This is a genomic window from Spirillospora sp. NPDC048823, from assembly GCF_043198445.1.
Taxonomy (GTDB): Bacteria; Actinomycetota; Actinomycetes; order Streptosporangiales; family Streptosporangiaceae; genus Spirillospora.
Window position 1 is genome coordinate 183,437 of the sequence record NZ_JBICUT010000005.1, and the last position, 13,756, is coordinate 197,192.

11 protein-coding genes are annotated in these 13,756 nt (G+C 73.8%); 5 read left to right on the top strand and 6 right to left on the bottom strand.

What is annotated here, in order from left to right:
* Window positions 1-43: 43 nt before the first annotated feature.
* Window positions 44-1,273, bottom strand: coding sequence for an ABC transporter ATP-binding protein (locus ACGFK0_RS14295; protein WP_392904508.1), 1,230 nt, complete (start codon window positions 1,271-1,273; stop codon window positions 44-46).
* 265 nt (window positions 1,274-1,538) lie between these two features.
* Window positions 1,539-2,648 (bottom strand): M24 family metallopeptidase, encoded by a 1,110-nt coding sequence (locus ACGFK0_RS14300; RefSeq protein ID WP_392904510.1) that lies wholly within the window; start codon window positions 2,646-2,648, stop codon window positions 1,539-1,541.
* Window positions 2,649-2,746: 98 nt separating this feature from the next.
* Between ACGFK0_RS14300 and ACGFK0_RS14305 the strand changes: the two genes are divergently transcribed.
* The 3 genes from ACGFK0_RS14305 to ACGFK0_RS14315 all read left to right on the top strand — a co-directional run bounded on the left by ACGFK0_RS14305 (window position 2,747) and on the right by ACGFK0_RS14315 (window position 6,128).
* Window positions 2,747-3,667, top strand: a complete 921-nt coding sequence (locus tag ACGFK0_RS14305; protein WP_392904512.1) for a 5'-3' exonuclease H3TH domain-containing protein — start codon at window positions 2,747-2,749, stop codon at window positions 3,665-3,667.
* A 216-nt stretch (window positions 3,668-3,883) separates the two neighbouring features.
* Window positions 3,884-4,609, top strand: a complete 726-nt coding sequence (locus tag ACGFK0_RS14310; protein ID WP_392904515.1) for a Crp/Fnr family transcriptional regulator — start codon at window positions 3,884-3,886, stop codon at window positions 4,607-4,609.
* Between the two features lie 85 nt (window positions 4,610-4,694).
* Complete coding sequence (locus ACGFK0_RS14315; RefSeq protein ID WP_392904517.1) at window positions 4,695-6,128, top strand: RNB domain-containing ribonuclease; 1,434 nt, start codon at window positions 4,695-4,697, stop codon at window positions 6,126-6,128.
* A 38-nt stretch (window positions 6,129-6,166) separates the two neighbouring features.
* On the opposite strand, the gene ACGFK0_RS14320 is transcribed toward ACGFK0_RS14315, so the two are convergent.
* From ACGFK0_RS14320 to nirB, 3 genes are all read right to left on the bottom strand, one after another.
* Entirely contained in the window at window positions 6,167-6,385 is a 219-nt protein-coding gene (locus ACGFK0_RS14320; protein ID WP_392904520.1) for a hypothetical protein, read from the bottom strand.
* 311 nt (window positions 6,386-6,696) lie between these two features.
* Window positions 6,697-8,181, bottom strand: coding sequence for an FAD-dependent oxidoreductase (locus tag ACGFK0_RS14325; RefSeq protein WP_392904523.1), 1,485 nt, complete (start codon window positions 8,179-8,181; stop codon window positions 6,697-6,699).
* A gap of 56 nt (window positions 8,182-8,237) precedes the next feature.
* On the bottom strand, window positions 8,238-10,736 hold the full coding sequence (gene nirB / locus ACGFK0_RS14330; protein ID WP_392904525.1) for a nitrite reductase large subunit NirB: 2,499 nt from the start codon (window positions 10,734-10,736) through the stop codon (window positions 8,238-8,240).
* Between the two features lie 220 nt (window positions 10,737-10,956).
* Here nirB and ACGFK0_RS14335 point away from each other — a divergent pair, with 220 nt between their 5' ends.
* Window positions 10,957-11,928, top strand: coding sequence for a DUF3068 domain-containing protein (locus tag ACGFK0_RS14335; RefSeq protein ID WP_392904527.1), 972 nt, complete (start codon window positions 10,957-10,959; stop codon window positions 11,926-11,928).
* A gap of 217 nt (window positions 11,929-12,145) precedes the next feature.
* The gene (locus ACGFK0_RS14340) at window positions 12,146-12,958 is read left to right on the top strand and encodes an NAD-dependent protein deacetylase (RefSeq protein ID WP_392905121.1); all 813 of its coding nucleotides are present in this window, start codon (window positions 12,146-12,148) and stop codon (window positions 12,956-12,958) included.
* A gap of 14 nt (window positions 12,959-12,972) precedes the next feature.
* On the opposite strand, the gene ACGFK0_RS14345 is transcribed toward ACGFK0_RS14340, so the two are convergent.
* Complete coding sequence (locus ACGFK0_RS14345; RefSeq protein ID WP_392904529.1) at window positions 12,973-13,701, bottom strand: DUF4142 domain-containing protein; 729 nt, start codon at window positions 13,699-13,701, stop codon at window positions 12,973-12,975.
* Window positions 13,702-13,756: the final 55 nt, after the last annotated feature.

Consider the following 13,756-nt stretch of genomic DNA (forward strand, 5'->3'; position numbering starts at 1 on the left):
CGGGGGGTGCGGGGGGTCGTCCCCCCGCGAGCGAAGCTGACCCTCATTCTTCATCCTCCCTGGATGGCCCGGCGTCGTCCGATCCCCAGATCGACGCGCCGGACTCGATATCGAAGAAGTGCAGGCGACCGGTGTCGACTCGGATCGTCACCGGGTCGCCGACCTTCACGCGGGTGCGCGGGCTGAACCGCGCGACCAGATCCGTGCGCGGGGCCTCCAGCTTCCCCAGCACGTCGGTGCCCGCGTCGCGGGCGAGCTCCTTGGTGTCCTCGGTGACGACCTGGGACGCCTCGATCGCGAAGTGGACGAGCACGTCCGAGCCCATCGCCTCCACCAGGTCCGCGGTGGAGGTCAGCGTGTGCCCCTCCGGGGCGTCCACGAGCTCGGAGTCCTCCATGTCCTCGGGGCGTATTCCGACGGCGACGTCGCCCCCGAGGTGCGACGCCAGGTCCGGGCGCTCGGTCAGCACCCGTGCCGGAAGCGTCAGGGTCGTATCGCCGATCCGGAGGCGCGGGTTCTCCGCGTCCCCCGTCAGCGTGCCCCGCAGCAGGTTCATGGCGGGTGAGCCGATGAACCCGGCGACGAACAGGTTCGCCGGCCTGTCGTAGAGCTCCTGGGGCGGTGCGACCTGCTGCAGCTCGCCCTTCTTCATCACCGCGACCCGGTCGCCGAGCGTCATCGCCTCGGTCTGGTCGTGGGTGACGTAGATGGTGGTGACCGCCAGGTCGCGCTGGATCCTGGCGATCTCGGCGCGCATCTGGACGCGGAGCTTGGCGTCCAGGTTGGACAGCGGCTCGTCCATCAGGAACGCCTGCGGCTCGCGGACGATCGCGCGGCCCATCGCGACGCGCTGCCGCTGCCCGCCCGACAGGTTGCGGGGCTTGCGCGACAGGTGCTCGGTGAGGCCGAGGGTCTGCGCGGCGTGGTCGACCCGCTTCCTGATCTCGGCCTTCGGCAGCTTGCGCAGCGACAGCCCGAACCCGATGTTGTCGCGGACCGACAGGTGCGGGTAGAGGGCGTAGCTCTGGAACACCATCGCGACGTCGCGGTCCCGGGCCGGCACCCGGTTCACGACCCGGCCGCCGATCGTGACCTCGCCCTCGGAGATGTCCTCCAGCCCGGCGACCATCCGCAACGCGGTCGTCTTGCCGCAGCCCGATGGGCCGACCAGGACCAGGAACTCCCCGTCGGCGATGTGGAGGTTCAGGTCGGTCACGGCCCGCGTGCCGTCGGGATAGACCTTCCCGACGCTGGTCAGATCGACCTCTGCCACGGCGTCTCCTCTTCTTTACGGCACGGATTCCGCATCGCGGGACCTGTCCCGCGATGCGGAAGGAACATGGCTTACCCCCGCGTAACAATGAAGGTGGTACATGGCGGACGGGCCGCGCCGCAACACGCACGGCGCACGCTGACGCATTTGGTGCAGAGATCGTTACCGACCCGTATTTTCTGCGGATTTATGTTGTCCGAAACGCCACGGGGGCGCGGGACGGAAACCCGTCCCGCGCCCCCGCCCCGGGCGCCGCGCCAGGCGGTCAGTCCACGATCACCAAGCCGCGCTCGGTGACGTTCATCGACTCGAAACCGTCCTCGGTGCACACCACGATGTCCTCGATGCGGGCGCCGTGCGGGCCGGGGTAGATGCCCGGCTCGATCGAGAACGCCATGCCCGGCTCCAGCGGCTCCAGGTTGCCCGCGACGATGTAGGGGTCCTCGTGCGACTCCAGCCCGATGCCGTGCCCGGTGCGGTGGAAGAAGTGCTCGCCGTGCCCGGCCGCCGCGATGACGTCGCGCCCGGCGGCGTCCACCGCCTCGGGCGTCGCCCCGGGACGGACGGCCTCGCACGACGCGCGCTGCGCCTCCTCCAGCACCGCGTAGTACTCCCGGTACTCGGCGGGCGGCTCCCCCACGCAGTAGTTGCGGGTCGAGTCCGAGCAGTAGCCGCTCGGCATCGTCCCGCCGATGTCGACCACGACCGGCTCGCCTGGCCCGATGACCCGGTCCGACGGCTCGGCGTGCGGGTTCGCGCCGTTCGGGCCGGACCCCACGATGACGAAGTCGACGCGCGCGTGACCCTCGGCGGTGATCGCGTCGGCGATGTCGCGGGCGACCTCGCGTTCGGTGCGGCCCGCCTTGAGGAGGCCGGGCACACGGCGGTGCACCCGGTCGATCGCCGCACCCGCCTCCCGCAGCGCCGCGACCTCGGCGGCGCTCTTGCGCATCCGCAGCTCCCGCAGCACTCCCCCGGCCGCGACCTGCTCGGCGTCCGGCATCGCGGCGCGGAACCGCAGCGCCATCACCGCCCACATCCGGTCGGCCACGCCCACCGTCCGCACGTCCCGGGGCAGGCGCCCGGCGACCAGCGCGTACGGGTCGGCGGTCTCGTCCCACGGCACCAGCTCGACGCCGAGCGCCCCGGCCGGCGACTCCTGCGCGGCGGGCAGCTCCAGCCGCGGGACGACCAGGAACGCCTCCCCTCCGGACGGGACCACCAGGCAGGTGAGCCGCTCCAGCTCCTTGGCGTCGTACCCGGTGACGTAGCGCAGGTCCGGGCCGGGCGTCAGCAGCACCGCCCCGAGGCCCGCCTTGGCCGCCGCGTCCCGCACCAGGCCGAGCCGCTCACGCGGATACAACTCCGTTGTCACACCCGTCTCCGTTCTGTGGTTCTGTCCAATGGCCGGTACCAGGATCGCAGAGGCGCGTCCCCGCGCCTCTGTCCGTGTCGCATGGGAGCATGTGGCGCATGAGCGGGCTGATGCTGCTGGACACGCCGTCGTTGTACTTCCGCGCCTTCTTCGGGGTGCCCGAGTCGGTGACCGCGCCCGACGGCACGCCGGTGAACGCCGTGCGCGGGCTCATCGACATGATCGCGCGGCTCGTCCAGGACCGTTCCCCGGACCGTCTCGTGTGCTGCATGGACGCCGACTGGCGGCCCGCGTTCCGGGTCGAGGCGCTGCCGTCCTACAAGGCGCACCGGGTGGCCGAGGGCGGCGGCGACCAGACGCCCGGCGCGCTGGAGGCGCAGCTGCCCGTCATCGACGCCGTGCTGGACGCGTTCGGGCTGGCGCGCGCCGGCGTCCCCGGGTACGAGGCCGACGACGTCATCGGGACCCTGGCGGTGCGGGGCGCGGCGGACGGCCCCGTCGACATCGTGACCGGCGACCGCGACCTGTTCCAGCTCGTGGACGACCGCGCCCCCGTCGCCGTCCTGTACACCGCGCGCGGCATCAGGAACCTGCAGGTGATGGGCGAGAAGGAGATCGCGGCCAAGTACGGCATCCCGGGCCGCGGCTACGGCGACTACGCGACGCTGCGCGGCGACCCCAGCGACGGCCTGCCCGGCGTCCCGGGCGTCGGCGACAAGACCGCCGCCGCGCTGGTCACCCGGTTCGGCTCGGTCGAGGGCATCCTCGCCGCGCTGGACTCCGGCAGCGACGAAGGGTTCCCGGCGGGCGCGCGGCGCCGGATGGAGGCCGCGCGCGACTACCTGGCCGCCGCCGAGACGGTCGTGCGGGTCGTCACCGACATCGACGCGCCCGAGCTGGCGGCGCTGGACGACCGGCTCCCCGCCGGGGCGCGCGACCCCGAGGCGCTCGTCGCGCTGGCGGACCGCTGGAACCTCGGCAGCCCCGTCAACCGCCTCCTGAACGCCCTCGCCCGCTGACTCCGGCCCGGGGCCGCCGATCATCGCTGCAAATTTCGCCAAAAGTGTCAGATGACGCAGACAGCGCGTTCTCGCGCGTGCAGCATCCACAACGGTGATGGGTTCTCATGGGCACATGAGCGACCGGTACCCGCGGCACTGGGCCTCACCGCCCCACTCCCCCCAACTGCCGTGGGTACCGGTTCACCCGCCCGCCGGAACCGGAGACGCACGACCGTGAGCGAGCACCTGCTGACACGGAGGACCACGCCGCACGGCGGCCCCGCAGCCGCGTTCTGGGACACGCTGGACGACGCGGAGCGCGCGGCGCTGCGCGGCGTCTCGCGGCCGCGCCGGTACCACCCGAAGATGCCGCTGTGCTATCAGGGCGACGATTCCGATCACCTCATCGTCATCGAGTCGGGCTGGGCCAAGGTGACGTCCTCCAGCGAGGACGGCCGGGAGGTGGTGCTCGCCGTCCGCGGGCCGGGCGACCTGGTCTGCGAGAGCGCGGTGCTCGGCCGTCGGGAGCGGTCGGCGACCGTGACCGCGCTCGGCCCGCTGCGGGCGCTGGTCGTGCCCGCCTCCCGGTTCACCGGCTTCCTGGACGCCCATCCCGGCGTGTGGCTGCTGGTCAGCGGCACGTTCGTGGGGCGGCTCGACGACGCCGACCGCCGGCTGCAGGCGCACGTGTCCGCGCAGGGCGCGCGGCGGCTGGCGATCCTGCTGTCGGACCTGGCGGAACGGTCGGCGAGCCAGGCCCCGCCGGAGGTCTCCGGCGGCGTCGTGATCGGCCCGCCGCTGTCCCAGGAGGAACTCGGCAGCTGGATGGACTCCTCGCGCGAGACGGTCGCGCGGGCGCTCGGCACCCTGCGCGCCGAGGGGCTGGTGCGCACCGGCCGGCGGAGGATCACCGTGGTGGATCCGCCGGGCCTGCGGGCGTTCGCGCGGCGGCCGGGGTGACCGTGCCGGACGGCCGCGCCGCCCAGCGTCTTTACGTTGTAGATTTTTAGCGGAGGTGCGGGATCCGTCCCGTACCCTCGATGCTGTGCCGCGCCGACCGCCGCGACTGCTCACCGCCCTATCGCCCGCGAGGCGGGCCGACACCGAGGTCCGGGCCGGGCTCGACCGGATCCGCGCCGAGTACTCGGTGCCCGGCCCGTTCCCGCCGGGCGTCCTCGCGGAGGCCACCGGGAACGCGGCGCCCGAGGACGGCCGAGCGGACCTGCGCGGCGTCCCGTTCTTCACCCTCGACCCGCCCGGTTCCCTCGACCTCGACCAGGCCATGCATCTGGAACGGCGCGGGTCCGGGCACCGGGTCCGGTACGCCATCGCCGACATGGCCGGGTTCGTCCGGCCGGGCGGCGCACTCGACGCCGAGGCGCGCGCCCGCGGTGTCACGCTCTACCTGCCCGACGCCAACGCGCCGCTGCATCCGCGCCGCCTGTCGGAGGGCACCGCGAGCCTGCTGCCGGGCCGGGACCGCCCGGCCGTGGCATGGACGATCGACATCGACGACGCCGGGCGGATCACCGATGTGGACGTCCGCCGCGCCGTCGTCCGCAGCCGCGCCAGGCTCGACTACGCGGGCGCCCGGCACGGCGGCGGCGACCCCCGCATCACGCTGCTCGGCGAGATCGGCGAGCGGCTCATCGCGGCCGAGGCCGCGCGCGGCGGCGTCAGCCTCCCCCTGCCCGAGCAGAAGGTCGTGCACGCCGGCGGCGGCTGGGCGCTGAAGCTGCGCGGCGACCTCGCGACCGAGGCGTGGAACGCGCAGATCTCGCTGCTGACCGGGCGGGCGGCCGCGCGGATGATGCTGGACGGCGGCGTCGGGCTGCTGCGCACCATGCCGCCGGCGCCCGCCGAGGCCGTCGCGCGGCTGCGGCTGGCCGCCCGCGCCCTCGGCGTCGCCTGGCCTGACGGGTCCTCCTACGGCGACATCGTCCGCGCGCTCGACCCGTCACTGCCCGGGCACGCCGCGTTCCTGCACGACGCGGCGGGGCTGATGCGCGGCGCCGGCTACACCGCGTTCGACGGGGCGCCGCCCGGCCAGGCGGCGCACGCCGCGGTCGCCGCCCCGTACGCGCACGTCACCGCCCCGATCCGGCGGCTGGCCGACCGGCACGCGACCGAGGTGTGCCTGGCGCTCGCTGCGGGGCGTCCCGTCCCCGGCTGGGTGCGCGAGGCGCTGCCCGGTCTGCCCGAGGTGATGCAGCGGGCGCTGCGCCGCGCCGCGGACGTCGACCACGCCTGCGTCGACCTGGTCGAGGCGCTGCTGCTGCGCGACCGGGTCGGGGAGGTCTTCGACGCGGTGGTGGTGGACGTGAGCGCCGACCGTTCCGGCGGGCGCGTCCATCTGGTGACGCCGCCGGTGTTCGGCCGCTGCGACGGGGACGGGCTGCCGCTCGGCGAGCGGGTCAGGGTGCGGCTGGAGGAGGCGGACCCGGCGCGCCGCCACGTCCGTTTCTCCCGGGTGGCGTGATCCTCGGAGGCGCGTGCTCGTCGGAGGCGCGGGGCCGGTCAGCGGCGGCGGGTGCGGGTGCGGCTGCGGGGGCGCCAGGTGGTGTTCGTCCCGACGCCGGCGAAGTGCAGCGCGATCAGCAGCAGGCCGAGCAGGGTGAGTGTCCCGTTGTTGATGGCGTCCGAGGTGATGTCGGCCAGGTCGAACAGCAGGGCGAGGGCGAAGACGGCCGCGGCGGCGATCGCGAGCATGGGGGCCTTCCAGTGGGTCGGGGGCATCTTTCCCACCAGATGTCCGCGTGCCCGCCACGCAAACCGCGTTGCCCTTTTCGGTCGGACCGAAATCCCGGTGGACGGTGGTTCGCCCGTGTCAGGCGGCGGAGGGGCTCAGGCTCTCGCCGAGCTCCTCGGTGACGGCGGCGTGAGCCGGTAGGCGGCCTTGACCTCGTCGATGACGCGGTCCTGCTCGGCGGCGTCCCAGGGCGCGGCGTCCATCCCGGTCATCCGGGCCGCGGGTGGGGGGAGCGGAACATGAACGCCTCCCGTGTCGGGGCCGGATGCGGTCGGGCTCGGAGCCTACCCGCCGCGGTTCAGGCGACGTCCGCGGACTCCTGCTCGTCCAGCCAGGCCACGATGCCCTCCAGCGCGCCGCGGCAGCCTCCGCAGCCGGTGCCCGCCCTCGTTTCGCGGGCGACGTCGCCGGCGGTGCGGGCGCCGGCCTGCCAGCACGCGCGGATCTCCCCCTTGCTGACGTTGTTGCAGTGGCAGACCGTCGCCGCGTCGGGCATGCGGACGGGTGATCCGGCCTCGGCCGCGCCGCCGAAGCCGGGGAACAGGAGGCCGAGCCGCTCGGCGGGCAGCGGCGAGGCGCGGTCGTAGAGCTGGGTCAGCGTTCCGGCCGCGGACGTCTCGCCGAGCAGGATCGCGCCGATCAGCCTGCCGTCCCGGATGATCGCCTTCTTGTAGGTGCCGCGCGCCGCGTCGGTGAACCGGACGACCTCGACGCCCGCGTCGTCGTCGCCGAAGTGCGTCTCGCCCATCGAGGCCAGCTCGATCCCGGCGGCCTTGAGCCGGGTGATCTGCCGGGCGCCGGTGAACCGCGCCGCGGGATCGGTGCCGGCGAGCAGCCCGGCGAGCACGCCGGCCTGCTCCCACGCGGGCGCGACCAGGCCGTACACCTCGTCGCGGTGCTCGGAGCACTCGCCGATGGCGCGGACGGACGGGTCGGTGACCGAGCGCAGCTCGTCGTCGACGATCACGGCGCGGCCGATCGCGAGGCCCGCGTCGCGGGCGAGGGCCACCTCGGGGCGGACGCCGCACGACAGGATGACCAGGTCGGTGTCGATGACCTCCGTCCCGCCGCCGGGAAGGGCCAGCTCGACGCCGGTGACCGCGCCGCCGGCGGTGCGCAGCGCGGCGACGTCGGCCTGCATTCTGGTGCCGATGCCGAGGCTCGCCAGCGTCCGGGCAAGGACCTTCCCGGCGGCGGGGTCGAGCTGGCGTTCCATGAGGTGACCGGCCAGGTGCAGGACGGTCACGTCCAGGCCGCGGCCCATCAGCCCGCGGGCGGCCTCGATGCCGAGGAGCCCGCCGCCGACGACGACCGCGCGGCGCGCCGCGTCGGCCAGCTCGGAGATGCGGCGGCAGTCGTCCAGGGTGCGGAACACCAGCGCGCCTTCGGGCAGCCCGTCCCGCAGACCGGGCATCGGCGGGATGAACGCGGTGCTGCCGGTCGCCAGGACGAGGGTCTCGTACGGGGTGACGGTCCCGTCCGCGGCGTGGACGGTCTTCGCCGCGCGGTCGACGCGGGTGACCTCGACGCCGAGGCGGGCGTCCACGCCGTGGGAGGCGTACCAGGCGGCGTCCACGAGGCTGATGTGGTCGGGCCGCGTCACCCCGGCGAGGACGTTCGACAGCAGCACCCGGTTGTAGGGGCGCTGGGGCTCCGCGCCGAACACCGTCACGGGCGTGCGGCGGTCGCGGGCGCGCAGCTCGCCCACGAACCGCGCCCCGGCCATGCCGTTGCCGACGACGACGATGCCCGCCCGATCTCCCGTGCCCGCCCGATCTCCCATGCCCGCCCCGTCTCTCGTACCCGCCCCGTCTCCCGTGCCCGTTCCTCCTGCGGCGCTCATCGCTTCACCTCCAGCGGGATCGGCTTGATCTGGTCGCGCTCGACCTCGAACTCGATGCTCGGGTCGGGGGTCTTCGGGGCGTTGACGAACGAGACGAACCGGCGGAGCCGGCCGGGGTCGTCGAGGGTGTCGCGCCATTCGTCGGAGTAGCCGCCGACGTGCCGCTCCATGGCGGCGTCGAGGTCGGCGCAGATGCCGAGCCGGTCGTCCACGATGACCTCCCGGAGGTAGTCCAGGCCGCCGTCGAGGGACTCCAGCCACGTCGCGGTGCGCTGCAGCCGGTCGGCGGTGCGGATGTAGAACATCAGGAACCGGTCGATGTAGGTGATGAGCTGCTTGTCGGTGAGGTCGGTGGCGAACAGGTCGGCGTGCCGGGGGCGCATGCCGCCGTTCCCGGCAAGGTAGAGGTTCCAGCCGTTCTCGGTGGCGATGACGCCGAAGTCCTTGCTCTGCGCCTCGGCGCATTCGCGGGCGCACCCGGACACGGCCGACTTCAGCTTGTGCGGGGCGCGCAGCCCCCGGTAGCGCAGTTCGAGGCGGATCGCCATGGCGGTGGAGTCCTGCACGCCGTAGCGGCACCAGGTGGACCCGACGCACGACTTCACCGTCCGCAGCGCCTTGCCGTAGGCGTGCCCGGACTCGAACCCGGCGTCGACGAGCCGCCGCCAGATCTCGGGGAGCTGCTCGACGCGGGCGCCGAACAGGTCGATCCGCTGCCCGCCGGTGATCTTGGTGTAGAGGCCGAAGTCGCGGGCGACCTCGCCGATCACGATGAGCTTCTCGGGGGTGATCTCCCCGCCGGGGACGCGCGGCACCACCGAGTACGTGCCGTTCTTCTGCAGGTTGGCGAGGAAGTGGTCGTTGGTGTCCTGCAGCGCCGCCTGCTCGCCCTCCAGGATGTGGCCGTTGCCGAGGCTGGCCAGGATGGAGGCGACGGCGGGGCGGCAGATGTCGCAGCCGCGGCCCGTCCCGTGCTCCTGGACGAGCTGGGTGAAGCTGGTGACCCGCCCGCCGCGGACGATGTCGAACAGCTCGGCGCGGCTGTAGTCGAAGTGCTCGCAGATGGCCTTGCTGACCTCGATCCCGGCGGCGGTCAACTCGGCGTCCAGGATCCGCTTGACCAGTGGGACGCAGCTTCCGCAGCTCGTTCCGGCCCTGGTGCAGTCCTTGACGCCGGGCACGTCGGTGAGGGAGTGCTCGGAGATCGCACAGCGGATGCCCTCGGCGGTGACGTTGTTGCAGGAGCAGATGACGGTCGCGCCCGGCAGGTCGCCGCCCGCCGTCTCCGTTCCGCCGAACAGCATCTGCTCGGGGGCGCCCGGCAGGGTCCCGCCGACGTAGGCGCGCAGCGTCCCGTACGACTCGGCGTCGCCGACGAGGACGCCGCCGAGGAGGGTCTGCGCGTCGTCGCTGAAGACGAGTCTCTTGTAGACGCCGGCGACGGGGTCGGTGTAGGTGACGCCGAGCGCGTCCTCGGGGCCGACGAGCGGGTCGCCGAAGCTGGCGACGTCCACGCCCATCAGCTTCAGCTTCGTCGACATGTCGGCGCCCTCGAACACGGCGGTGCCGGTGTCGGACAGCAGCCGGTCGGCGACGACCTCGGCCATGGAGAAGCACGGCCCGACCAGCCCGTACACGGCGCCGCCGACGAGGGCGCACTCGCCGATCGCCCAGACGGCCGGGTCCTCTGTGCGGCACGAGGCGTCCACGACGATCCCGCCGCGCTCCCCCACGGGCAGGCCGCAGCCGCGGGCCAGCTCGTCGCGCGGCCGGATGCCGGCGGAGAACACGACGACCTCGGCGTCGATGACCGCGCCGTCGGCGAGGACGACCCGGCGGACCGCGCCGTCCTCCCCCGCCTCCAGGGCGCGCATGGGGACGCCCGCGTGGACGGCCATGCCGAGTCCCTCGATGTGGCGGCGCAGCATCGCGCCGCCGCCCTCGTCGAGCTGGCGCGGCATCAGCCACGGCGCCACCTCCACGACGCCGCTGCGCAGCCCCAGGCCCTGGATCGCGCGGGCCGCCTCCAGGCCGAGCAGTCCGCCGCCGACGACCGCGCCGGTCGTCCTCCCCCGTGCGTACTCGCGGATGGCGTCCAGGTCGTCGATGGTGCGGTACACGAACACGCCCGGCAGGTCGCGGCCCTCGACCGGCGGGACGAACGGCGCCGACCCGGTGGCCAGGACCAGCGCGTCGTAGCCGGCGACGCGTCCCGCGGACGTGGTGACGGTCCGGGCGTCGCGGTCGATCGCGGTGACCCGCTCCCCGGTGACGACCGTGACCTCGCCGCCGTGCGCGGGGTAGGCGAGGTCGGCGCCCTCCAGGTGCGTCGTCAGCGCGACGCGGTCGTAGGCCGTGCGCGTCTCCTCGCCGATGACGGTGATCGTCCACGTTCCGGCCGTGTCGCGTTCGCGCAGGGCCTCCACCAGGCGGTGCGAGGCCGGGCCGTGGCCGGCCACGACCAGCCGCTTGTCCGGTTTGCTGTCGGCTCCCATGGGCCCGATCCTCGGCGGCCCGTATTTCCCGTAGGGATCCCGGACGTCACTCGCACGTTAACTGCGCCTCACGCCCGTCTCCGTGCCGGGGACTGGGCGACCGCACAGACTTCACGGTTCGTGGCCGTAACCCGTTCCTTTCTCGAAGGTGACACGAGAGGATCCAGAAGGTGAAAAAGTATCCAAAATCATAGAACGAACGACATATCCGGAGGCGGCAGTGCGAAGGATCATCGGCGTTGTGCTCACCGGGCTCGGCGTGTTCCTGCTGGCCACCGGCCTGCTGGTGCGCTTCTACGTCGGTCCCACGCTGATCGGTGCGCCCACCGACGTCTACCAGGTGACGCGGCTGAAGGCCGACAACGCCACCTACCTCGACGCCTCGTCGGTCACGCTGCGTACCGGCGCCACGGTGGTGGCGACCAACACCACCCGCGCCGACGTGAAGGCGTCGGGTGACGACGTCGCCGTCTGGGACAGCGGCACGATCATCCAGGACACGGTGCGCGGCAACACGATCGAGATCCAGAAGGCGCGGTACGCCTTCGACCGCAAGACCGGGCAGCTGAAGGACTGCTGCGGCGCGGCGATTCAGGGCGACACGAACGTCCGCATGGACGGCGTCGCGCTGTTCTGGCCGCTGGAGGTCCGCAAGAAGGGCCTGGAGGTGTTCGACACCGGCAGCCTCCGCGCCTGGCCGGTCACCTTCGACGGTGAGGAGCGCGTCGACGGCAAGCGCACCTACCGGTTCGTCCAGCACGTCCCGGAGACCAAGGTCGCCGGCAAGGTGCCCGCCCTGCCCGCCGAGATGTTCGGGCGTCCCGAGGGCGATCCCGCCGTCGAGACGGACCGCTACACCAAGCTGGACGCCACGTACTGGGTCGACCCGAGGACCGGCGCCCCGATCGACCAGCAGCGGCACGTGGTGACGACGCTGCGGCCCAAGCAGGGGCCGGGCAGCCTCGTGGTGGCGGACCTGAACCTGCGGATGACGCCGGAGTCGCGCGAGGCCCTGAGCGCCAAGTCCGATGAGGGCGCCGAGCAGATGCGGCTGCTGGAGACCGTCGTCCCCCTGGCCGGCATCGGGGCGGGCCTGCCGATCATGGTGGCCGGGCTGGTCCTGGTCTTCGGCGGACGCGGTCCCGGCCGGCGCGGGACCCGCCGCGGCGAGTCCCCGGCGGCGCGCCGTTAGCGGCCGGACGGGCGCGTAGGAGGGCCCGGGAACCCGGACCATCGGAGCCGCGGGGTGCGTGACGGGCGAGTCACGCACCCCGTCGGCTCACGCCGGGGTGGGGACATGCCCGGTCACGCCTTTGTTTCGTCCGCCACTCGTCCCGGTCGTGCACGATGGAGGGGTGACGAGCGTTGCGGAGAGCCGCCCGGCGGGCGGCGAGGGGACCCGGCTGCGGATGCTGGCCGATCTCGTCTCGGACGGCGAGGTGGTGGTGCTGAGCGGCGCGGGCCTGTCGACCGAGTCGGGCATCCCGGACTACCGGGGTGAGACGGGGCGCCTGCGGCGGGCCGAGCCGATGACCTACCAGGAGTTCACCGCGTCGGCCGCGGCGCGCCGCCGGTACTGGGCGCGCAGCCATCTGGGCTGGCGGCACATCGCCGCGGCCCGTCCGAACGCCGGGCACCGCGCGGTGGCGGAGCTGCAGGGGCGGGGGCTGGTCGCGGGGATCATCACCCAGAACGTCGACGGTCTGCAGCAGGCCGCCGGAGCGGACGGCGTCGTCGAGCTGCACGGCGCGCTGGACCGGGTGCTGTGCCTGTCGTGCGGCCAGAGGACGCCGCGGGGGCGGCTGGACGCGCGGCTGCGGGCCGCGAACCCGGGCTGGGACGCGCGGGCGGCGGGCACCCGGGTCAACCCCGACGGCGACGCCGTCCTCGGCGACGAGGCGGTCGAGGCGTTCCGGGTGGTGGACTGCGAGCGGTGCGGCGGCGCCCTCAAACCCGATGTGATCTTCTTCGGGGAGAACGTGCCGCCGGCCCGCGTCCGGGACTGCTATGCGCTGACCGAGCGCGCGGGCGCGCTGCTGGTGCTCGGGTCGTCGCTGACGGTGCTGTCGGGGTACCGGTTCGTCCGGCACGCGGCCCGGCACGGCGTTCCCGTCGCGATCGTCAACCGGGGCACGACCAGGGGCGACGAGCACGCCCTGATCACGATGGACGCGCCCCTCGGCGCGACGCTGGAGGCGCTGCTCGCCGAACTCGGCCCGTAGGGGCCGCGGCGCGGTCAGCCGCCCCGGAGCACGGAGGTCGCGGCGGGCGCGGGAGACCGCCGCCCGTTCGGGCTGCCGGGCGCGGGCGCGCCGGTGACGACGGGCGGTTCGGGCAGGGTGTCGACGGTGACGAACCCGGTGTTCTCCAGCCGCTTCAGCTGCCCGTTGAGGAAGGCCTGGACCTGCTGGGCGTACGTGCGCATCACGGTGTTGCGGGTGCTGGCGCGGACCGCGGCGGCCCGCGTGTACAGCTCGCCCTGCGCCGTCCGCATCCGCGCCACGGCGGTCTTGTCGTAGTCGGTGCCGGACTTCCCGGTGATCTCCGACATCCAGCTGGTCTGCTCCGCGGTCGGCCTGTCGGGCAGCGGAACGTTCAGCTTGGCGGCCATCTGGCGGTTGACCTCGTCGAACCGGATGTGCCGGGTCGCGATCTGGCCGAGGTTCTTGCGGGTGGCCTCCTGGGATCCGCGTTTCGCGGCGGCCCGGCCGACCGGGATCTCCCACAGCGCCGCCTGCCTGAGCTGGACGAGGAGGAGGCGGTCGGCGGCGGCGAGCAGCCCCCCGCCGGCCTCGGCGGCTCCCCGGTCCGCACCGCCCGCCTCACCGCCGCCGGCCGCGGCGGGCCCGGCCGGGCGGACGCCCCCGTCGGTCGTCTGGCGGCCCACCGGGGTGCAGCCGCCCACCAGCAGCACCGCCGCCAGCCCGCACGCCGCCGCGGCGGCGGCCGGTCGGGGTCCTCGCATGCGCCGCCGTCCTTTCGGTCGAGAGGGCAACCCGGTCGGGAAGGGAGACCTCACC